We start from the raw sequence: 20,404 nt of genomic DNA, 5'->3' as shown, positions 1-20,404 counted from the left end.
CCTGGGACCTCCACGGGTCGCCGATGAAGGGGGCGTGCATGGAGGCGGTTCCGTACGACGTGATCACCATGGGGCGGATCGGGGTGGACCTCTACCCGCTCCAGACCGGCGTGCCGCTGTCCCGGGTGACGTCGTTCGGCAAGTTCCTCGGCGGCTCGCCCTCCAACGTAGCGGTCGCGGCGGCCCGGCTCGGGCGCCGCACGGCCGTGATCACCGGCACCGGCGAGGACCCCTTCGGGGAGTATCTCCGTGCCGAGCTGGGCGAGTTCGGGGTCGACGCGCGCTGGGTGAAGAGCGTGCCGGGTCTGCCGACCCCGATCACCTTCTGCGAGATCTTCCCGCCGGACGACTTCCCGCTCTACTTCTACCGCGAGCCCAAGGCCCCCGACCTGGAGCTGTACGAGGCGGACCTCGACCTGGACGCGATCCGCGCGGCGCGGATCTTCTGGGTCACGGGCACGGGGCTGAGCGTCGAGCCGAGCCGGTCCACCACGCTGGCGGCGCTGGCCGCCCGCGCCCGTACCGGCACCACGGTCTTCGACCTCGACTGGCGGCCGATGTTCTGGAAGGACCCCGACCAGGCCCGCCCGTACTACCGCGAGGCACTGCGCCACGCCACCGTCGCCGTCGGCAACCTCGACGAGTGCGAAGTGGCCACCGGGGAGCGGGATCCGCACGCCGCCGCCCGGGCGCTGCTCGCGGCCGGGGCGGAGCTCGCCGTGGTCAAACAGGGGCCCGAGGGGGTGCTCGCCGTCCACCGGGACGGGAGCGCCGCCGAGGTGCCGCCCGTCCCGGTCGAGGTGGTCAACGGGCTCGGCGCCGGGGACGCGTTCGGCGGGGCGCTCTGCCACGGGCTGCTGGCGGGCTGGGACACCGAACGGCTGATGCGGTACGCCAACGCCGCCGGCGCGATCGTCGCGTCCCGGCTCGCCTGCTCCTCCGCCATGCCGTACCCGGCCGAGGTCGAGCGCGTCCTGGCGGGGGGAGCGGCGTGAGCATCCGCATCAGTCCCGGCGACCTCGCCCGGGTGCGCACCCGGAATCCCGAGGCCGTCGCCGAAGCCGCCGCCCGGCGCGGTCGGCGCCCGCTCGTGCGGGGCGCCGGGCGGCTCCTGATCATCGCGGCCGACCACCCGGCGCGCGGCGCGCTGGGCGTCGGCGACGACGCCTTCGCCATGGCCGACCGTTCCGTCCTGCTCGAACGGCTCTGCCTCGCGCTGTCCCGGCCCGGCGTCGACGGGGTGCTGGCCAGCGCGGACATCCTGGAGGACCTGCTGCTGCTCGGGGCCCTGGAGGACAAGGTCGTCATGGGGTCGATGAACCGGGGCGGGCTCGCCGGGGCCTCCTTCGAGCTGGACGACCGCTTCACCGGCCACCGCGCCCAGGACCTCGCCCGGCTCGGCTTCGACGCGGGCAAACTGCTGCTGCGGCTCGACTACGACGACCCCGGCTCGCTCAACACGCTGCACTCGGCGGCCCGTGCCATCGACGAGATGGCGGAGCGTCAGCTCCCCGTCTTCGTGGAGCCGTTCATCTGTCACCGGCGCGACGGACGGCTGCGGAACGATCTCAGTGCGGACGCGGTCACGCGCTCGCTCGCGATCGCCTCGGGCCTCGCCGGGACCTCGGCGTACACCTGGCTGAAGGTGCCCGTCACCGAGGACCCGGACGACATGGCCCGGGTGATGGCGACCACCACGCTGCCCGCCGTGCTGCTCGGCGGGGACATCGGCAAGACGCCGGGGGAGCAGGAGGCGGCGTACGAGAAGTGGCGCGGCGCGCTGCGACTGCCCACCGTCCAGGGCCTGGTGGCCGGGCGCACCCTGCTCTATCCGGCCGACGGCGACGTGGCGGGCGCGGTCGACACCGCCGCCGCGCTGCTGAGGGGGTAGGGAGGAGGCATGGACGAGCACAAGGACGAGCTGTTCGTACGGGCCGGATCCACCTCCCGCGAGGCGTACGCCCTCGACATCGGCCCCGAGCGGGCCGGCTGGGGCTACTCGGGGCTGCGCGTGCTGGAGCTGGCGCCGGGCGGGAGCCACGCCTTCGCCACCGGCGACAGCGAGTGGATCGTGCTGCCCCTGCAAGGTGGCTGTACGGTACATGTAGAAGACCGGACCATGGAACTGCTGGGCAGGGAGAGCGTGTTCGCCGGAGTCACCGACTTCGCGTACCTCCCGCGCGACGCCCACGCACAGATCGCCTCCGGCGCGGGAGGCCGGTTCGCCCTGGCAGGAGCGAGCTGCGAGCGCCGACTCCCCGCTCGTCACGGCCCCGCGCCGGAGGTGCCCGTCGAACGGCGCGGCTCGGGCATCAGCGCCCGCGAGGTCCGCAACTTCGCCGCCGCCGACGTCTTCGCCTGCGACCGGCTGATCGCCGTCGAGGTGATCACGCCGGGCGGCAACTGGTCCTCCTACCCGCCCCACAAGCACGACGAGCAGGTCCCCGGGCAGGAGTCGGAGCTGGAGGAGATCTACTACTTCGAGTTCGCGTCCGAGCGGGGCTTCGGGTACCAGCGCGTCTCGCCCTCGCGCCCCGGCGGCGCCGACGTGCTCGCCGAGGTCCGCACCGGTGACGCCGTCCTCGTCCCCGACGGCTGGCACGGCCCCTCCATCGCCGCGCCCGGGCACCCCATGTACTACCTGAACGTGATGGCGGGCCCGGGCGAGGAACGCGTCTGGCGGATCCGCTTCCACCCCGACCACACGGAGGGCTACCGATGAGCGGTACGACCAGGCGCCTGACCACCGCGCAGGCGCTGCTCGCCTTCCTCTCCCGCCAGTACACCGCCCGCGCGGGCACCGAGCAGCGCCTGATCACCGCGACCTGGGGCATCTTCGGCCACGGCAACGTCGCCGGGATCGGCCAGGCGCTCCTGGAACCCGGCAGCGACATGCCGTACCACCAGGGCCGCAACGAACAGGCCATGGTGCACGCGGCCGTCGGCTACGCCCGCCAGTCGGGGCGGCTCTCGGCGCACGCGGTGACCACCTCGATCGGGCCCGGCGCCACCAACCTGGTCACGGGCGCGGCCCTGGCCACCGTCAACCACCTGCCGGTCCTGCTGCTGCCCGGCGACGTCTTCGCCTCCCGCCCGGCCGACCCGGTCCTCCAGCAGCTCGAAGTCCCGTACGCGGGCGACGTGTCGGTCAACGACTGCCTGCGCCCCGTCTCGCGCTACTTCGACCGGATCACCCGGCCCGAGGCCCTGATCCCGGCCGCGCTCGCCGCGATGAGCGTGCTCGCCGACCCGGCCAGGACCGGCGCGGTCACGCTCGCGCTGCCGCAGGACGTGCAGGCGCAGGCGTACGACTGGCCCGAGGAGTTCTTCCGGCGGCGGGTGTGGCGCGTGCGCGCCCAGGAGCCGGACCCGGTGGAGCTCGACGAGGCCGTGGCCCTGCTGCGTGCCGCCCGCCGGCCGCTGGTCGTCGCGGGCGGCGGGGTGCACCACTCCCGCGCCGAGGACGCCCTGCGCCGCTTCGCCGAGCGCACCGGCGTCCCGGTCGCCGCCACCCAGGCGGGCAAGGGCTCGCTGCCGTACGACCACCCCTGCGACGTGGGCGGCATCGGCCACACCGGCACCGCCACGGCCGACGCGCTGGCCCGCGAGGCCGACGTCGTGCTCGGCGTCGGCACCCGCTGGACCGACTTCACCACCGCTTCCTCGACCCTCTTCCAGAACCCGTCCGTGCGCTTCATCGGGCTCAACGTGAACGGCGCCGACGCCCACAAGCTGGGCGCGCTCCAGCTCGTCGCGGACGCCCGCGCGGGCCTCGAAGCGCTCGCGGACGCCCTCGGCGGGCACCGCGTCGCCCCCGCGTACGCGACCGGCTACGGCGAGGCGAAGGCCGCCTGGGAGGAGCGGGTCACCGCCGCGTACACGCCCGGGGACGAGGACGCCCGCCCCACCCAGGCCCAAGTCCTGGGCGCACTCGACACGTTGGTCACCGGCGACGACATCCTGATCAACGCGGCGGGCTCGCTCCCCGGCGACCTGCACAAGCTCTGGCGGACCCGCTCGCGCGACCAGTACCACGTCGAGTACGGCTACTCCTGCATGGGATACGAGATCCCGGCGGCGATCGGGGTGGCGCTCGCCGCGCCCGGCCGGCCGGTGTGGGCGCTGGTCGGCGACGGCACGTATCTGATGAATCCCACCGAGATCGTCACGGCCGTGCAGGAGAACCTCCCCATCAAGGTGGTGATCCTGCAGAACCACGGGTACGCCTCCATCGGCGGCCTCTCGGCCTCGGTGGGCGGCGAGCGCTACGGCACCGCGTACCGCTTCAAGGCGCCCGACGGGACCTACACGGGCGAGCCGCTGCCGGTGGACCTGGCGGCCAACGCGGCCTCGCTCGGGATGGCCGTATTGCGCCCCAAGACCGTTCGTGACCTGCGCGAAGCCCTCGCGGCCGCCCGTGCGGCGGACCGTCCCACATGTGTCTACGTCGAGACCGAAACGGCAGACACTGTGTCGGGCCCGCCCCCGGCACAGGCGTGGTGGGATGTTCCTGTGGCCGAGACCGCGACCCGCTCGTCGGCGGTCGAGGCGCGTCAGGAGTACGACCGGCAAGTCGCAGCCCGACGCCGCCATCTCTGAAGGAGCTATTCGCATGACGAAGACCGTCAACCACTGGATCGGTGGCAAGACCGTCGAGGGCGCGTCCGGTACGTACGGCCCGGTCACCGATCCCGCCACGGGAGCCGTGACCACGCAGGTCGCCTTCGCCAATGTGGAGGAGGTGGACGCGGCGGTCGCCGCGGCCCGTGAGGCCTACGCCACCTGGGGCCAGTCCTCGCTGGCTCAACGGACGACGGTGCTGTTCAAGTTCCGCGCGCTGCTCGACGCCAACCGCGACGCGATCGCGGAGCTGATCACCGCCGAGCACGGCAAGGTGCACTCGGACGCGCTCGGCGAGGTCGCGCGCGGCCTGGAGATCGTGGACCTGGCGTGCGGCATCAACGTCCAGCTCAAGGGCGAGCTGTCGACGCAGGTCGCCAGCCGCGTGGACGTCGCCTCGCTGCGCCAGCCGCTCGGCGTGGTCGCGGGCATCACGCCGTTCAACTTCCCGGCGATGGTGCCGATGTGGATGTTCCCGCTCGCCATCGCCTGCGGCAACACCTTCGTCCTCAAGCCGTCGGAGAAGGACCCGTCGGCCTCGATGAAGATCGCGCAGCTGCTGAGCGAGGCCGGTCTTCCCGACGGCGTCTTCAACGTCGTGCACGGCGACAAGGTGGCCGTCGACCGCCTCCTGGAGCACCCGGACGTGGCCGCCGTCTCCTTCGTCGGCTCCACCCCGATCGCCCGGTACATCCACACCACCGCCTCCGCCAACGGCAAGCGCGTCCAGGCGCTGGGCGGCGCCAAGAACCACATGCTGGTGCTGCCGGACGCCGACCTGGACGCGGCCGCCGACGCCGCCGTCTCGGCCGCGTACGGCTCGGCGGGCGAGCGCTGCATGGCCATCTCGGCGGTCGTCGCGGTGGGCGCCATCGGCGACGAGCTGGTGGCGAAGATCCGCGAGCGCGCCGAGAAGATCAAGATCGGCCCCGGCGACGACCCGGCCTCCGAGATGGGCCCGCTGATCACGGCCGCCCACCGCGACAAGGTCGCCTCGTACGTGACGGGCGCGGCCGCGCAGGGCTCCGAGGTCGTCCTGGACGGCACCGGCTACACCGTGGAGGGCTACGAGAACGGCCACTGGATCGGCCTCTCGCTGCTCGACAAGGTGCCCACGTCGGCCGACGCGTACCGGGACGAGATCTTCGGCCCGGTGCTGTGCGTGCTGCGCGTGGAGTCGTACGACGAGGGCCTGGCGCTCATCAACGCCTCGCCGTTCGGCAACGGCACCGCGATCTTCACCCGCGACGGCGGCGCGGCCCGCCGCTTCCAGCTGGAGGTCGAGGCCGGCATGGTCGGCGTGAACGTGCCGATCCCGGTCCCGGTGGGCTACCACTCCTTCGGCGGCTGGAAGGACTCGCTCTTCGGCGACCACCACATCTACGGCAACGACGGCACGCACTTCTACACCCGCGGCAAGGTCGTCACCACCCGCTGGCCGGACCCCTCCGAGGGCCCCACGGGCGTCGACCTGGGCTTCCCGCGCAACCACTGACGTACGGGCCCGAAGGACGGCCGCGGAACCCCTGGAGAAGGGGTTCCGCGGCCGTCCGCGTTTTGTGGGGCGGCCCCGGCCGCGCACCGGCTGGCGCGCGGCGGTGACCGGGGGTAACCGGAAGGCCTGGCACGGGGTGCCAAAGCGTTCCGGTATTCGGAATTCGGCAAACTTTTTCGGCGCGGAGGCTGCGGTTCCCGTACCGTCGGAACACGCTCTTTTATTGCGCTCTTAACGCCGTATCAGTGTCGTAAGGGTGTCGGAGCGACGAATTCCGTAGGTGAACAGCTATTGACCTGCGGATCGCGTGGAGATTGAAATGGCGGCCCGGGAGCGACCCACCACTCACCACCGGGGCCGGACGGGCCCCGCGAGCACCACCCGGAGGTCGATAGCGCTCCCCGCTCAGCACCCACGAACCCGCGATCGGACGCACCCTCGATGACCGAAACGCTCAGCCCGCCCCACGTACTCTCCCCGGCCACGGGCGAGGCCCCCAAGAAGCTCAAGCGTTCCATCGGCGTCGTGGGCGGGACCCTGCTCACGCTCTCCTGCGTGACGCCCGCGTCGACCCTCTTCGTGGTCGTGCCCGACCTCTTCTCCAGCCTCGGCACGTACACCGCGCTGACCATCGCCATCGGCTCGCTGCTCTGTATCGGCGTCGCGTTCTGCTACTCGGAGCTGGGCACCCTCATCCCCAGCGCGGGCGGCGAGTACGCGATGGTCTCGACGCTAGCCGGACGGCTCGCGGGCTGGCTGGTGTTCGTCCTCTCGCTGCTCGTGGTGATGATCGTCCCTCCGGTCATCGCCATGGGCACCGCCGACTACCTTGCCCCGCTCGTCCACATCCCGGCCCCGGTCGCCGGCGGCGGCGTGATGCTGCTCGCCACCCTCGCCGGACTGCTCGACCTGCGGGCCAACGCCTGGATCACCGGCATCTTCCTGGTGCTCGAAGTCGTCGCCGCGGCCGTCGTCGCCGTCCTCGGCTTCTCCCACAGCCACCGCGGCGCCTCCTCGCTCGTCCACGGCACGGTCGCCGGGGACGGCGGTACGCACTCCACGGTCACCGCGATGATGGTCGTCTCCGGGCTCGCCATCGCCCTCTTCATCACCCAGGGCTTCTCGACCGCCGTCTACCTCTCCGAGGAGCTGGAGCACCCGCGCCGCAACGTGGCCCGGACCGTGCTCGCCACCCTCGCCATCTCGACCGCCGTCATCCTCGTCCCCGTCATCGCCATCACCCTGGGCGCCTCCGACCTCTCGGCGCTCACCTCCGGCGACATCAGCGGCATGGTCACCGCCTGGTCCAACTCGGCCGTCGGCACCTTCGTCAGCCTCTGCGTGGCCCTCGCCATCGTCAACGCGGGCATCGTGATGGTCATCCAGAACTCCCGCGTCCTGTTCGCCTCCGCCCGCGACAAGGCCTGGCCCGAGCCGGTCAACCGCGGGCTGTCCCGACTGGGCCGATTCGGCTCCCCGTGGGTCGCCACCCTCCTGGTCGGCGTCCCCGGCGCGGCCCTCTGCTTCGTCAACCTCGACACCCTGTACGGCGTCACCGGCGTCTCGGTCACCGGGATGTACCTGCTGGTCGCGGTCGCCGCGCTGCTCAGCCGCCGCGGCTCGCACCGCGAGACCGCCGCCTGGCGGATGCCGCTGTGGCCCGCGGTGCCGGTGGTCCTGATCGCCGTCCTCGCGTACATCCTCACCCAGCAGGAGACCCAGTACCTGCTGTGGACCGGCGGCATCACCGCCGTCGCCACCCTCTACTGGGCCTTCTACCTGCGCCCGCGCCGCGAGACGCGGTGGCTGGTGAGCATCCCCGAGGACGAGCAGAACTGACGCCCGGCCCATGGCGGGGTCTGTCCGGATCCGGCGGTACTTCCGCGGGACGCAACGGGCGGGCCCCGCCTAGGGTTTGGGGTATGACAGCCGCGCACACGCCTCTCGACCACGACTTCTACTGCTGCGAAATCCTGCGACAGACCGACGAGTTGAGGGCGCACCTGACCGGTGCGGACCTCTCCGCCACCGTGCCGACCTGCCCCGACTGGACACTGCGGCAGCTCGCCGTGCATGTCGGCGGCGCCCACCGCTGGGTCGCCGAGATCATCCGTACGAAGGCCACCGCCGTCGTCCCCCAGGAGCGCGTGCTCGACTCCTCCGGCCCCGAGAAGGACGAACCGGAGGCGCTGGACGAATGGCTCGCGCAGGGCGCCGCGCTCTGCGCCGACGCCCTGCGCGACGCCGGGCCCGACCAGGCCGCCTGGACCTGGGCGGGCGAGGCGACCGCCGGGTTCTGGGCGCGCCGGATGACCCACGAGACGGTGGTCCACCGTGTGGACGCGGCCCTCACCGTGGGCGCCGAGTACCGGCTCGCGCCGGAGCTGGCCGCCGACACCATCGACGAGTGGCTGGACATCGTCACCTACGTCCAGGCCGCCAAGCTGGCCCCGGCCGCCGCCGAACTGCGCGGCCCCGGCCGCAGCATCCATCTGCACGCCACCGACGCGCCCGGCGCCGAGTGGCTGATCGAGCTCGGCGAGGACGGGGTGAGCTGGCGGCGCGGCCACGAGAAGGCCACGGTGGCGCTGCGTGGCCCGCTCACCGACGTCCTGGGCGTCTTCTACCGCCGACTGCCCGCCGACAGCCCCCGGGTCGAGGTCCTGGGCGACGCCGAGCTCCTGGACTTCTGGCTCCAGCGGGCCTCCTTCGGCTGACGGGCGTACTCCCGGTGCGGTACGGCGCGGGCGTGCCGTACGCCGCGAGTACACCCGCGACCTCCACCTGGCGGCAGGCTCGGTTGTCGGACCCGGCGCTTACGGTGGAGCCATGAGACTGCGCAGACCTCGTGGGAGGGCGGCGGCCGCGGTGGCCGCCGCCCTCGCGGTGCTCGCCGGCGCCGGCATCTGGACGGCCTCCGGCGCCGGCGGCACGCCCGCGGTGCACCAGGAGGACCGGGTGATGGAGATGCCCGGGGCGAAGATCGACACGTCGTACTTCACGGCGGGCGACGCGAAGAAGAAGCGCCCCGCCGTCCTCCTCGGCCACGGCTTCGGCGGCAGCAAGGACGACGTCCGCGGCCAGGCGCGGAGCCTCGCGCGCGAGGGCTTCGCGGTGCTGACCTGGTCGGCGCGCGGCTTCGGCGACTCCACGGGCGAGATCGGCCTCAACGACCCGGCGTTCGAGGTGAAGGACGTCTCGCGGCTCGTCGACTGGCTGGCCAAGCGCCCCGAGGTGAAGCTCGACGCGGCGGGCGACCCGCGCGTGGGCGTCACCGGCGCGTCGTACGGGGGCGCGATCTCGCTCCTGGCCGCCGGGTACGACAAGCGGATCGACGCGATCGCGCCGCAGATCACCTACTGGAACCTGGCGGACGCGCTCTTCCCCGACGGGGTGTTCAAGAAGCTCTGGGCCGGGATCTTCTTCTCCACCGGCGGCGGCTGCAGGACCTTCGAGAAGCAGCTCTGCGACATGTACGAGAGGGTCGCGGTCAGTGGGAAGCCGGACGCCGAGGCGCGCGACCTGCTCGCGGCCCGCTCCCCGTCCGCCGTGGGCGACCGCATCAAGGTGCCCGCGCTGATCGTCCAGGGCCAGAGCGACTCCCTCTTCCCGCTCGGCCAGGCCGACGCCATGGCCCGGCGGATCCGCGCCAACGGCGCCCCGGTCGCGGTCGACTGGATCACCGGAGGCCACGACGGCGGCGACCGCGAGTCGGGGCGGATCAACGCCCGGATCGCCTCCTGGTTCGACCACTACCTGAAGGGCGACGAGGGCGCCTCCACCGGACCCGCCTTCCGCGTCACCAGGACCGGCGGCATCAGCTCCACCGACGGCGCCGCCCAACTGCGCGGCGCCACCAGCGGCAGCTACCCGGGCCTGGCGGACGGCACGCGCGCGATCGGGCTCACCGGCCGCGAGCAGACCTTCGAGAACCCGGCGGGCGCCGCCCCGCCCGCCATCTCCGCCGTGCCCGGCGTCGGCGGCGGCCTCGCGGGCCTGTCCTCGCTCGGCGTGGGCGGCCTGTCCATCGACTTCCCCGGGCAGTACGCGCGCTTCGACTCCGCGCCGCTGAAGCCCGGCCTGCGCATCACCGGCTCGCCCAAGGTCCGGCTGAAGGTCACCTCCAGCGGCGACGGCGCGGTGCTCTTCGGCAAGGTGTACGACGTCGGCCCCGACGGCAAGCAGCAGGTCCTCCCCGCCCAACTGGTCGCGCCCGTCCGGGTGGACGGCGCCAAGGAGGGCAAGGAGGTCGAGGTCACCCTGCCCGCCGTCGACCACAACGTGGAGGCGGGCCACCGGCTGCGCCTGGTGGTCGCCGCGACCGACCTCGGCTACGCCTCCCCGGCCGAGCCCGGCACGTACAAGGTCTCGCTGGTGGACGGCTCGCTCGCGGTGCCGACCGCGCCCGGCGTGAAGACCGAGCCCGCCGGGGTGCCCTGGTGGGCCTGGGGGATGCCGCTGGCGGGAGCGGTGATCGCGCTGGGCCTGCTGGTCACCCGCCGCACCACGGCCCCCGCCCCCGACCCGGAGCTGGCCGAAGTCCCGCTCCAGATCACCGACCTGACCAAGAAGTACGCCAAGTCGACCGACCGGTACGCGGTCCGCGACCTCTCCTTCCGGGTCGAGAAGGGCCAGGTGCTCGGCCTGCTCGGGCCCAACGGGGCGGGCAAGACCACCACCCTGCGCATGCTGATGGGCCTGATCCGCCCCGACAGCGGCGAGATCCGCGTCTTCGGCCACGCCATCCGGCCGGGCGCGCCCGTCCTGTCCCGGGTCGGCGCCTTCGTCGAGGGCGCGGGCTTCCTGCCGCACCTGTCGGGCCGCGCCAACCTGGAGCTGTACTGGCAGGCCACCGGCCGCCCCGCCGAGGACTCCCACATGGACGAGGCCTTGGAGATCGCGGGCCTGGGCGACGCGCTCGCGCGCGCGGTGCGGACGTACTCGCAGGGCATGCGCCAGCGCCTGGCCATCGCGCAGGCCATGCTGGGCCTGCCGGACCTGCTGATCCTCGACGAGCCGACCAATGGCCTGGACCCGCCGCAGATCCGCGAGATGCGGGACGTGATGATCCGCTACGCCCAGGGCGGGCGCACGGTCATCGTCTCCAGCCACCTCCTCTCCGAGGTGGAGCAGTCCTGCACGCACCTGGTGGTCATGGACCGGGGCCGGCTGATCCAGGCGGGCCCGGTCGCCGAGATCACCGGCGAGAGCGACACGCTCCTGGTGACCGTCGAGGGACCGGTCACCGAGGTGCTCGCCGACAAGGTGGCCGCGCTGCCCGGCATCGGCGCGGCGACCCGCACCGACGAGGGCATGCTGGTGCGCCTGGAGGGCGCCACGGCCACGGAGCTGATCACCGAACTGGTCCGCCTCGACGTGCCGTTGACGGGCGTCGGCCCGCACCGCCGCCTGGAGGACGCGTTCCTGACCCTGATCGGAGGATCGGCATGAGTGCGCCGACGCACACCGGGGCCGAGCCCGCGCCGGACCTGCGGGCGACCGCCCCCGGCTACCGGCCGCGCCGCACCCTGCCCCTGCGGGTGGAGGCGGCGCGCCAGCTGCGGCGGCGCCGCACCCTGGTGATGGGCGGCATCCTCGCCGCGCTGCCGTTCATCCTGGTCACGGCGTTCGCCATCGGCGGCACGCCGTCCGGGCGGGACGGCCGGATCACCCTGATCGACACGGCGACCGCGTCCGGGGCGAACTTCGCGGCGACCGCGCTGTTCGTCTCGGCGGGCTTCCTGCTGGTGGTGCCCGTCGCCCTGTTCTGCGGCGACACCGTCGCCTCGGAGGCCAGCTGGTCGTCGCTGCGCTATCTGCTGGCCGCGCCCGTGCCCCGGGCCCGGCTGCTGTGGAGCAAGCTGGCGGTGGCGCTGGGTCTGAGCGCGGCGGCGATCGTGCTGCTGCCGCTGGTGGCGCTCGCGGTGGGCACGGCGGCGTACGGCTGGGGCCCGCTGGAGATCCCGACCGGCGGCTCGCTGGGGGCCGGGGAGGCGGTACCGCGCCTGGCCATCGCCGTGGCGTTCGTCTTCGTCTCCCAACTGGTCACCGCCGGGCTCGCGTTCTGGCTGTCCACCAAGACGGACGCACCCCTGGGCGCGGTCGGCGGCGCTGTCGGCCTGACGATCGTGGGCAACGTCCTGGACGCGATCACGGCCCTGGGCGACTGGCGCGACGCCCTCCCCGCGCACTGGCAGTTCGCTTGGGCGGACGCGCTCCAGCCGCATCTGGAGTGGAGCGGCATGGCGCAGGGCGCGGGGGTGTCGGTGGGGTACGCGCTGGTGCTGATGGCGCTGGCGTTCCGGGGCTTCGAGAAGAAGGACATCGTGTCGTAGGACGGCGGGCCCGGTTCGGGGTGCGTCGAAAACACGAGAAGGCCCGGACGGGCGCTCCGCTCGGCGGAGCCCCGTCCGGGCCTTTTCCCCGTCAGGCGGCGGCCGCGGCCACGTCCTCGTACAGGAACCCCTGGAGCAGGACGGTCAGCTCGTCGGCCTTCTCGAAGAGGGCGAAGTGGCCGGCGTCCAGCTCGGCGTAGCGGCTGCCCGCGATGGCCTGGTGCAGCCGGCGCGAGTGCTCGACCGGGACGACACGGTCCTGGCTGGCGCCGATGACCAGCGTCGGGACGGTGATCTGCGGCAGCAGCTCGGTGATGTCGGCCTGGAGGTTCAGGGCGATCTGGCGGCCGATGCCCGCCGGGATGCCACCGGCGAGGAGGCCCTCGACGCCCGCGACGCCGAACGCGTTGATCTGGGTGTCCGTCCAGCCGTGCAGCTGGAGGAAGCGGCCGAACGCGTCGTGGTCGAGGCGGTCGAGCCGGTCCCACAGGTCGAAGAAGAGCCGCTGGCGCTCGTCCAGGGCCGACCAGCCGGTCAGCAGCACGAGGCGGCGGACCAGTTCCGGGTGCTTGGCGGCCAGCGCGGCCGAGTTCAGCGCGCCGAGCGACCAGCCGACCAGGTCCACCGGGCCGGTGCCCGCGTCGCGGATCGCCGCGGCGACCTGCTCGACGACCGCGTCGACGGTCAGCGGCTCGCCGTTGTCCTTGGTCTGGCCGCTGCCCGAGTAGTTGGGCGTGATGACCGTGCGCTTGTCGCTGAACTTCTCGACGAGGTGGGCGAAGCCCTCAGCGGCGCCGCCGGTGCCGTGCAGCAGAACGAGGCCGGGGCCTTCGCCGGTGACGAAGTACTCCACCTCGGCGCTGGAAGTCTTAACGGTGGGCATGCGGGCTCCTCTGTGAAATTCCCTCACGGGACGGATCTCGAAAACGGGCGCGGCCCGAAGGCCGTCTGCGCCTGGGCGTAAGTTACCCATGGCTGCATTGCATGTACAAGCATGGAATGGGCGGGGAATTGCCGCTCGGTTACCCGATTACCGGAGGTGGTCGACGGCGGTGGTGGCGGGCACGGTGCCGACCGCGAGGACGTTGCCCTCGCTGATGTAGCCGTCGGGCGCGTCCAGCGGGTGGTCCGGGCCGGCCGGGTCGAGGAAGCGCCGCCACTCCTCGCTCAGCCCGAGCTGCCCGGCCTGCTCCGCGAGCCGGGCGCAGGACAGCCCGTAGAACTCGCGCGCCGGTTCCGACAAGGGCGCGTAGTGCTCGATCACCATCGACTGCTGCCGCACCCCGGTGAGCCCCGCCTCCCGCAGCCACCGGTACAGATCGCGGCTGCGCAGCAGCTGGGCCGCGTACCCGGGGGTCTTCCCGGCCGTGCGGAAGAAGTCGGAGAAGAGGTACGGGTCGGCCGGGCGCGCGGTGATCAGATGGGCGTCGAGGTCCTTGACGGCCACGATCCCGCCGGGTCGCACCACCCGCACCAGCTCCCGCAGCGCGAGCGCCAGCTGCTCGTCGTCCAGGTACTGCACGGTGTTGGCGCACCACACCGCGTCGAACGAGTCGTCCGCGTAAGGGAGTTTCAGCAGATCGCCCTGGCGGACGTCCACCGGGCACGGGGACTTCCAGCGGGCGACGCGCTCGGCGGCGAGCGCCGCGTTCTCCTCGGCCAGGTCGACGGCCGACACCCGGCCCTCGGGCCCGACCAGCTCGGCCAGCCACGGCAGGAACTCGCCCGGGCCGCAGCCCGCGTCGAGCACCCGCCAGGCGCGCTGGATCCGGGCCTGCTCCAGGAGTTCCTGGTACGGGACGGCGCAGGCGCGGAAGTGGGCGTCGACGATGGTGTGGTGGGTGAAGCCGAGCCCGGTCGAGGAGGTGAACCCCCAGGCCTCGTGGTCCCCGGCGGGTCCGTCCGGGAGGCCGCCCGGTCCTTCGGGTCCTGCGCTCAGCATGCGGGTGCTCCGATCTCGTCGAGCAGACCCAGGAGTTCCCGGGTCACGCGGTCCGGTGTCTCCAGGGGCTGGAGGTGCCCGGCGCCCGGCACGGTCACCAGGCGGCCGTGGCGCAGCAGCGCCGCCGTCCGCCGGGACTCCTCGGCCCCGACCAGCTCGTCCTCCTCGCCCGCGATCACCACGGCGGGCAGGTCGGCGGCGCGGAGCGTGTCCGTGGAGTCGGGCCGGTCCGCGATGGCGCGCTGGGCCCAGGCCAGGGCCGCGGGGTCGGCCTTCGCCGCGTCGGCGAGCAGCCGCTCGACGACGTCCGGGCGCCGCGCGCGCGTGGTGGCGCCGACCAGCATCGGGGTCGTCTTCGCGATGAGCTGGGGCCGTACCTCCTCGCTGTGGACCAGCTCCGCGAACCGCAGGCGCTGGGCCCTCGCCTCGGGGGAGTCGGCGGTGGCCCGGGCCGAGAGCAGGGCGAGGCCCGCGGTGCGCCCGGGGTGGCGGCGCAGGAAGGCCAGCGCGGTGTAGGCGCCCATGGAGGAACCGGCGAGCAGCACCGGCCCCGCCCCGAGTTCGTCGAGCGTACGGGCCAGGTCGTCGGCGACCACGTCGAGCGAGGGCGGTTCGTCGCCGAGCGGCACGGCCCCGAAGCCGCGCTGGTCGGAGACGATCACCGGGTGCCCGACGGCCTGGAGCGCACGGCGCTGCGCGTCCCACATCGACGCGTCGAGCGAGAGTGCGTGCAGCAGGACGACGGGGGTCCTGCGGGCCGCGCTCACCGGGAGGCCGCCTCTTCGGCCGCGGTGACGAACTCCCTTACGTGTGCGGGCAGTTCCACTCCGCGCCGCCAGGCCAGGACGACCGGGGCGGGCGGCAGGTCGTGGATCGGGACGATCCGGACGGCGGGCGGGGCGACGTCGGCCAGCGAGGCGAGCGAGATGTGCACCGCCTCGCCCTCGGCGACCAGGGCCATCATCCGGGGGATGCCGGAGACCTGGTGGCGGCGGTCGATCGGGCGTCCGGCCGGGGTGCGCGGCGGGACGACCTCGTCCCACACGTAGTCGGGGAAGACGCCCGGGCGCTGGAAGGTGCTGTAGTCGGCCAGCTCCTCGATGGAGACCGACTCACGCCCGGCCAGCGGGTGGTGGGCGCCCACGACGGCGGCGCGGCCGTCGTGCGCGAGGACGCGGCTGGCCGCCAGGTCCGGCTCGCGCAGCGAGAACTTCACGATCATCACGTCCAGGCCGCCCGTCCGCACCCCGTGGAAGGGGTCGACGACGTCGTACGGGCTGGTGCGCACCTCGGCGTGGCCGGGACCGGCGAGCCGGGCGATCTCGTGGGCGAACTCCACGGAGCCGTGGTAGCCGAGCCGGATGACGGGATCAGGGCCGGTGGTGGGGGACAAGGAGTGCCTCCTCGGTCAGTCCGGCGGCGGCGCGGAGCCGGCCGGGGAGTGTGGGGTCGGTGTCGACGCGCAGGGCGGCGAAATGGTCGGTGAGGCCGGTGAGGCGCGGGACATGACGGATCGTCAGGGTGTCTCCGGGGCGGATCAGCCCGTCCAGGACCGCCTCGGCCAGCAGGTGGTTGAGATGCACCAGCGCGTCGGAGACACGGCAGCCGGACGCGGCGATGTGGAGCTCCCGGTGGACGGGGGGGCGGTCCGGGCGGCGGCCCGCGCGCGGTGGGACCTCGACGACCGTGTCCGCCCGGACGGGCAGCGGGCGCGGGCCGTCGAAGAGCTTCAGGAGCCTGCGCAGCCCGGCCGAGTCCGCCGCCGGGCCGGGCCCCGTCCACGCGGCCGAGCCGTCGTCGGCGAAGTGCGCGAAGGAGAAGCGCTCCCGGAGGTTGTCCGGGTTGCCCGCGAGGAAGACGGTCCGGGTGAACGACCGCCGCCAGGCGGCCGCCTGCTCCGGGCCGAGGCCGAGGGCGAACTCGCAGGTGGCGCGGGCCCAGGAGGCCAGGTCGAAGCGGCCGACGACGACGGCCGCGAGGTGTTCCGGCGCCGCCGCCTCCTCCGCGATCCGGGCCCGGACGGCGATCAGCCCCTCGGCCGAGGTCAGGTCGTGGGCGTCCGCGAGCTCCGGCCGGGCGGCGCGGATCCGGGCCGCGGCGGCCTCGCGCAGCCTCTCCTGGGCCGCCGACTCCTCCCGGCTCACAGGAACACCGCCGACAGCAGGTCATGGCCCGGCACCGGGCCGCGCCTGCCGAGCAGACTCGACGTCAGGCGGTACGGGTCGACGTACACATGGTCCTTCCGGTGGCGGGCGAGCCGCTCGGCCAGGTCGTCCGACGGGTCCGTGTCCGCGGCGGCGGCCAGCAGCCGCTCGGCCCGCTTCAGGCACTGGCGTACGAGAGCGGGGTCGAAGGACTGGGCCTGGCCCGGCCCGAGCGTGGCGATGAAGTACAGCCGCATGCCGAGCCGCACCACCGGCTCGGCGTATCCGGCGCGGGCCGAGGCGAGCAGCGCGCCCGCGTGGTTGTCCTGCCAGCCGCCGTGCCGCGCCGAACGCACCCGGCCGTCGATCGGCACCCGGCCTATCGGGACCCGGCGGACCCGGGGGCCGAGCAGCGCCAGCACGTGCGCCAGCTGCTGGTGGTCGGGGCCCAGCTCGCGGTCGTACAGCAGCACCACCTCGTCGAAGTCCGCGGTGAGCGGCATGAGTTCGCGCAGGGCGCAGGCGAGGTAGTTGGGGCGGCCGTCGGCCGTGACGATCTGGCGCAGCGGCAGCCCGAAGCGGGTGGTGTCGAGGTGGACGGGGCCGCCGACCTCGCGCAGGTCCACGCACAGCCCCAGCGCCGAGAGCCAGGCGATCGTCTCGTCGAGCCCGAGGCCGGGCGGCTGGTGGGCGAGCAGCCCGGGGTCGTGCAGGCCGAGCCCGGCGTAGTGCCCGGACCACAGGCCGAGCACCCGGCGGCTCGCCGGGTGGACCCAGCCGTGCTCGACGGCGTCGGCGTACGGCCGCAGCGCCTCGGCGGGCGCGCGGGTCCCCTCGGCGCGGAAGGCGACGTACAGCTCGCCGATCTCCTCCTCGGAGCACTCGGCGTACTCGCGGTCGCCGTGCGTGCGGTCGAGGAACTCCCAGAACCCCAGGGTCTGTTCGGTCGGGTGGTACGTGGTCTGGCTGGAGCGGAAGGTGACGTCGGCCAGCTCCCGGGTGGCCCGGTACATCACGTCCGTCCACAGCAGCCCCTTGAGGTGACTGGGCGTCAGGGGCTTGGACGGGGTGACGGTGATGGGAGCGAGCAGGACGCGCTCGCGCCGCTCGGCGCGGGCGCGGGCACGCGGGCGCTCCAGGGGAAGCGTGGTCACCCGAGGGCTCCTTCCGCGTCACGGACGAGCCGTACGAGCTCCTCGCGTGCCGGTGCCTGCGGGCGCGCGGGGGCCGGGGCGGCGTCCCGCACCCGGGCGAGGAGCTTCTCGTCGGCCAGGAGTTCGGCGGGTGCGGTCAGACCCATCAGCATGCGGGTGAGGGCGCGCCAGACGGTGGCGTCGGTGCGGGCGGCGTCCGCGAGCGCGGCGGAGGCCGCGGCCGCCCGCCGCCCCTCGATCCGGGCGCGCCAGCGGGCGATCCGCTCGCGGTCGGCCGCCGCCGACTGCTCGTACCAGGGCAGGAACAGCGCCTCGGCCTCCCGCGCCGCCGCCCGGCTCTGGGCCGTGTCCACGGTCGGGTGCGCGGCCAGCAGGTCCGCGAGGCGGAAGGCGTGGGCCAGGGCGAGCGACATCCCGCGCCCGAAGAGCGGATTGGTGACGCAGGCCGCGTCGCCGAGCGGGAAGAGCCCGGGGACCGGGCGCTGCGTCGAAGTGGCCGTGCCGCGCAGGGTGTTGGGCGGGCTGGTGATGGCGTGCACGGGCGAGATCGGCTCGCTCACGCCGTCGGCCAGCCACGCGCCGAGCCCGGGGGTGGCCCGGGCCACGGCGGTGAAACCGGCCGGGGTGAGCAGCCCGTGCAGCGCCCGGTCGCCCGGCAGGGTCGCCAGGGCGATGGAGAACGTGCCGTTGTCGCCGGGGTGCAGCACTCCCGCGTAGTGGGCGAAGATGTCGCCCGCCGCGTTGCCCCGGTTGAGCGGGCCGGGCCGCCCCTCGCCGGTCAGCCGGTAGAAGCGGGTGAAGCCGCTCAGCCCCGACGGGCTCACCCGGTCCTCGGCCACCGGTACCCCGGCGGCGCGCAGCCAGCTCCGGGCGGCGGCCTGCCGCCCGGTGGCGTCGATCACCGCATCGGCCGCGATCCGCTCGCCGCCGTCCGTGCGCACCGCGCGCACCCGCCCGTCGCCCGGGTCGAGTTCGAGCGCGCCGACGGCACGGCCGTGCCGGATCTCCACTCCAGGCAGGGCCGCCACGGCCCGGTACAGCACGAGTTCGAGCGCGGTGCGGCGGCAGCCGAGCGCCACCAGTTCCTCGTCGCCCGGCTCCCGGCCGCCGTCGGAGCCCTGCGGCAGCGCCTCGGTGAGGTCGAGGAGCCGGGCCCCGGCGGCCAGGGCCGCGTCCAGGACGCGGGGCGCCCGCTCGCTCAGGACCTTCACCCCTAGCGAGGTGAGCGTGTGGGAGTGGATGCCCTGCGGGACGGTCGGCCGCGCCCAGCGCCCGGCCGCCTCGGCCACCTCCTCGGCCGGCGGCTCGGCGCCGCGCTCCAGGACCAGTACGCGGTGGCCGATGCCGTGCAGGGCCAGTGCCCCGGCGAGACCGGCGACGCCCGCGCCCGCCACGACGGCTGTCTTGTCCGTGGTCGTCATCTCAGCGCCTTCGTCCATTGACGAAGAACACCCGGCGCTGGTCGCGCTTGGCTCGCGGCGGCACCGGGTCGGGCCAGCGCCCGAAGTCCGCGCCCGGCTCGCCGGGCTGCGGGGCCGACACCGTGAACCCGTACCGGTCGAAGAGCGCCTCCGGCTCGTCCGTACCGAACAGCCAGGGGCAGCCCCAGCCCGCGAACACGTCGAGCAGCGCGCGCATCCGGGGCAGCGTGAGGGCGTCGGAGTTGACGATGTCGGCGGCTATCCGGCTGCCGGGCGCGGAGATCGCGGCGACCCGCTCCAGGATGCGGTGGGTGTCCGGCTCGGGGATGTAGTAGAGCAGCCCCTCCAGGAGCCAGGTCGAGGGCAGCGCGGGGTCGTACCCGGCGGCGGTCAGATCCCGCTCCCAGTCGGGCGAGGTCAGGTCGACGGCGACCGAGCGGAGGTCGGTGCGCGGCTCGACGCCGGTGAGCCGCTCCTTCTTGTACGCGAGGACGGCGGGCCGGTCGACCTCGAACCAGCGGATGTGGCCGGGCCAGTCGAGCCGGTAGGCGCGCGAGTCCATCCCCGCCGGGGCGAGCACGATCTGTGTCATCTCCGGGTCGCGGGCGGCCTCTTGGAGGTAGTCGTCGAAGAACCGGGTGCGGATCGCGTTGTAGTCGGGGGTGCTCGGCACGCTGCGCCGCTCGCCCGGCGGGAACGTGGCGTCCCGCACCTCGGCGAGCAGGGCGGCCCCGATGTCCCCGGCGAGCGCGGCGGCGTACGAGTCCTCGTAGAGCCGGTCCTCGCGCCGCGTCTCGGCGGCGCGCAGGGCCGCGGTGAGCAGGGCGGTGCGCTCGACGGCGTCCAGTGCTGCGGTCATGGGTGGGTGTCTCCTTATTCCGGCGTACGGCCGGTGAGTCGTCGCCACTGCGCCGGGTCCTGGCGGAAGAGGCGGTCCTTGACTTGGGTGGGGCGGATGCCGCCGGCGACGCTCTCCTGCCAGTCGCGCGCGAACGCGTCGGCGGGCAGCCGCAGCGCCGTGGGCGCACCGAGCCGCCGCTCGGCGCGGGCCCGCCGGTAGCCCGGGGACTCGTCCCCGAGGGCCCGGTCGAGGCGGCCCAGGAACCGGTCGGTCTCGTCGTCGGTCCAGGGGGTGTGGGGCGCGAGCGCGAACTCGTACGCCGGTGTGCCGCGCCCGTCCCGGCGCACCCGGCAGGCGGTGTTGCGCAGTTCGAGGCCGCCTCCGGCGAGCGCGGTGGTGAGCGCGCGCAGGACGTGGGCGTCGCGCAGTCGCTCTCCGGCGGTGTTGGAGAG

General features: G+C 73.9%; 17 protein-coding genes and 1 pseudogene. 9 read left to right on the top strand and 9 right to left on the bottom strand.

Going from position 1 to position 20,404, the window contains the following annotated elements; translation table 11 throughout:
- Positions 1-38 precede the first annotated feature (38 nt).
- From iolC to IE252_RS24810, 9 genes are all read left to right on the top strand, one after another.
- Positions 39-995, top strand: coding sequence for a 5-dehydro-2-deoxygluconokinase (gene iolC / locus IE252_RS24850; RefSeq protein WP_190091705.1), 957 nt, complete (start codon positions 39-41; stop codon positions 993-995).
- The gene (locus tag IE252_RS24845) at positions 992-1,891 is read left to right on the top strand and encodes a Cgl0159 family (beta/alpha)8-fold protein (RefSeq protein ID WP_444545960.1); all 900 of its coding nucleotides are present in this window, start codon (positions 992-994) and stop codon (positions 1,889-1,891) included. Before iolC ends, IE252_RS24845 begins: the two co-directional genes overlap by 4 nt.
- Before the next feature lie 9 nt (positions 1,892-1,900).
- Positions 1,901-2,722 (top strand): 5-deoxy-glucuronate isomerase, encoded by an 822-nt coding sequence (iolB, locus tag IE252_RS24840; RefSeq protein ID WP_190091704.1) that lies wholly within the window; start codon positions 1,901-1,903, stop codon positions 2,720-2,722.
- Positions 2,719-4,599: a 3D-(3,5/4)-trihydroxycyclohexane-1,2-dione acylhydrolase (decyclizing) gene (gene iolD / locus IE252_RS24835; RefSeq protein WP_190091703.1), complete on the top strand. Its 1,881-nt coding sequence runs from the start codon at positions 2,719-2,721 to the stop codon at positions 4,597-4,599. The genes iolB and iolD overlap by 4 nt, the downstream gene beginning before the upstream one ends.
- A gap of 13 nt (positions 4,600-4,612) precedes the next feature.
- The gene (mmsA, locus tag IE252_RS24830) at positions 4,613-6,115 is read left to right on the top strand and encodes a CoA-acylating methylmalonate-semialdehyde dehydrogenase (protein ID WP_190091702.1); all 1,503 of its coding nucleotides are present in this window, start codon (positions 4,613-4,615) and stop codon (positions 6,113-6,115) included.
- Positions 6,116-6,556: 441 nt separating this feature from the next.
- Positions 6,557-7,954 (top strand): APC family permease, encoded by a 1,398-nt coding sequence (locus IE252_RS24825; protein ID WP_190091701.1) that lies wholly within the window; start codon positions 6,557-6,559, stop codon positions 7,952-7,954.
- Between the two features lie 83 nt (positions 7,955-8,037).
- Positions 8,038-8,832, top strand: coding sequence for a maleylpyruvate isomerase family mycothiol-dependent enzyme (locus tag IE252_RS24820; RefSeq protein ID WP_190091700.1), 795 nt, complete (start codon positions 8,038-8,040; stop codon positions 8,830-8,832).
- A gap of 112 nt (positions 8,833-8,944) precedes the next feature.
- The gene (locus tag IE252_RS24815; RefSeq protein ID WP_190091699.1) at positions 8,945-11,566 is read left to right on the top strand and encodes an alpha/beta fold hydrolase; all 2,622 of its coding nucleotides are present in this window, start codon (positions 8,945-8,947) and stop codon (positions 11,564-11,566) included.
- Positions 11,563-12,450, top strand: a complete 888-nt coding sequence (locus IE252_RS24810) for an ABC transporter permease (protein WP_190091698.1) — start codon at positions 11,563-11,565, stop codon at positions 12,448-12,450. The genes IE252_RS24815 and IE252_RS24810 overlap by 4 nt, the downstream gene beginning before the upstream one ends.
- 91 nt (positions 12,451-12,541) lie before the next feature.
- Here the strand turns inward: IE252_RS24810 and IE252_RS24805 are convergent, their stop codons facing one another.
- From IE252_RS24805 to IE252_RS24765, 9 genes and pseudogenes are all read right to left on the bottom strand, one after another.
- Complete coding sequence (locus tag IE252_RS24805; protein ID WP_190091697.1) at positions 12,542-13,333, bottom strand: alpha/beta fold hydrolase; 792 nt, start codon at positions 13,331-13,333, stop codon at positions 12,542-12,544.
- A gap of 147 nt (positions 13,334-13,480) precedes the next feature.
- Positions 13,481-14,392, bottom strand: coding sequence for a class I SAM-dependent methyltransferase (locus IE252_RS24800; protein ID WP_190091696.1), 912 nt, complete (start codon positions 14,390-14,392; stop codon positions 13,481-13,483).
- Positions 14,386-15,159, bottom strand: a complete 774-nt coding sequence (locus tag IE252_RS24795) for an alpha/beta fold hydrolase (protein WP_190091695.1) — start codon at positions 15,157-15,159, stop codon at positions 14,386-14,388. Before IE252_RS24795 ends, IE252_RS24800 begins: the two co-directional genes overlap by 7 nt.
- Positions 15,156-15,785, bottom strand: coding sequence for a LysR substrate-binding domain-containing protein (locus tag IE252_RS24790; protein WP_190091694.1), 630 nt, complete (start codon positions 15,783-15,785; stop codon positions 15,156-15,158). The genes IE252_RS24795 and IE252_RS24790 overlap by 4 nt, the downstream gene beginning before the upstream one ends.
- Entirely contained in the window at positions 15,763-16,536 is a 774-nt protein-coding gene (locus IE252_RS24785) for a DUF6182 family protein (protein WP_190091693.1), read from the bottom strand. Before IE252_RS24785 ends, IE252_RS24790 begins: the two co-directional genes overlap by 23 nt.
- Positions 16,533-17,690, bottom strand: coding sequence for a hypothetical protein (locus tag IE252_RS24780; protein ID WP_229848781.1), 1,158 nt, complete (start codon positions 17,688-17,690; stop codon positions 16,533-16,535). Before IE252_RS24780 ends, IE252_RS24785 begins: the two co-directional genes overlap by 4 nt.
- Positions 17,687-19,111, bottom strand: a complete 1,425-nt coding sequence (locus IE252_RS24775; protein WP_190091692.1) for an NAD(P)/FAD-dependent oxidoreductase — start codon at positions 19,109-19,111, stop codon at positions 17,687-17,689. The genes IE252_RS24780 and IE252_RS24775 overlap by 4 nt, the downstream gene beginning before the upstream one ends.
- 1 nt (position 19,112) lies before the next feature.
- On the bottom strand, positions 19,113-19,970 hold the full coding sequence (locus IE252_RS24770; RefSeq protein WP_190091691.1) for a class I SAM-dependent methyltransferase: 858 nt from the start codon (positions 19,968-19,970) through the stop codon (positions 19,113-19,115).
- Between the two features lie 14 nt (positions 19,971-19,984).
- Positions 19,985-20,404: pseudogene (locus IE252_RS24765) on the bottom strand (hypothetical protein); the annotation flags it as partial.

Source organism: Streptomyces melanogenes (genome assembly GCF_014649795.1).
GTDB lineage: Bacteria > Actinomycetota > Actinomycetes > Streptomycetales > Streptomycetaceae > Streptomyces > Streptomyces noboritoensis.
The sequence above is the reverse complement of the archived record's forward strand: the minus strand, read 5'-3'. Positions and strand labels throughout refer to the sequence as shown.

Excerpts from the sequence above, each read along its gene's own strand:
- IE252_RS24825 (WP_190091701.1), top strand. The coding sequence starts at position 6,557 with ATGACCGAAACGCTCAGCCCGCCCCACGTACTCTCCCCGGCCACGGGC.
- IE252_RS24815 (WP_190091699.1), top strand. The coding sequence starts at position 8,945 with ATGAGACTGCGCAGACCTCGTGGGAGGGCGGCGGCCGCGGTGGCCGCC.
- IE252_RS24810 (WP_190091698.1), top strand. The coding sequence starts at position 11,563 with ATGAGTGCGCCGACGCACACCGGGGCCGAGCCCGCGCCGGACCTGCGG.
- IE252_RS24800 (WP_190091696.1), bottom strand. The coding sequence starts at position 14,392 with ATGCTGAGCGCAGGACCCGAAGGACCGGGCGGCCTCCCGGACGGACCC.
- iolC (WP_190091705.1), top strand. The coding sequence starts at position 39 with ATGGAGGCGGTTCCGTACGACGTGATCACCATGGGGCGGATCGGGGTG.
- IE252_RS24775 (WP_190091692.1), bottom strand. The coding sequence starts at position 19,111 with ATGACGACCACGGACAAGACAGCCGTCGTGGCGGGCGCGGGCGTCGCC.
- IE252_RS24805 (WP_190091697.1), bottom strand. The coding sequence starts at position 13,333 with ATGCCCACCGTTAAGACTTCCAGCGCCGAGGTGGAGTACTTCGTCACC.
- IE252_RS24820 (WP_190091700.1), top strand. The coding sequence starts at position 8,038 with ATGACAGCCGCGCACACGCCTCTCGACCACGACTTCTACTGCTGCGAA.
- IE252_RS24770 (WP_190091691.1), bottom strand. The coding sequence starts at position 19,970 with ATGACCGCAGCACTGGACGCCGTCGAGCGCACCGCCCTGCTCACCGCG.
- mmsA (WP_190091702.1), top strand. The coding sequence starts at position 4,613 with ATGACGAAGACCGTCAACCACTGGATCGGTGGCAAGACCGTCGAGGGC.
- iolB (WP_190091704.1), top strand. The coding sequence starts at position 1,901 with ATGGACGAGCACAAGGACGAGCTGTTCGTACGGGCCGGATCCACCTCC.
- iolD (WP_190091703.1), top strand. The coding sequence starts at position 2,719 with ATGAGCGGTACGACCAGGCGCCTGACCACCGCGCAGGCGCTGCTCGCC.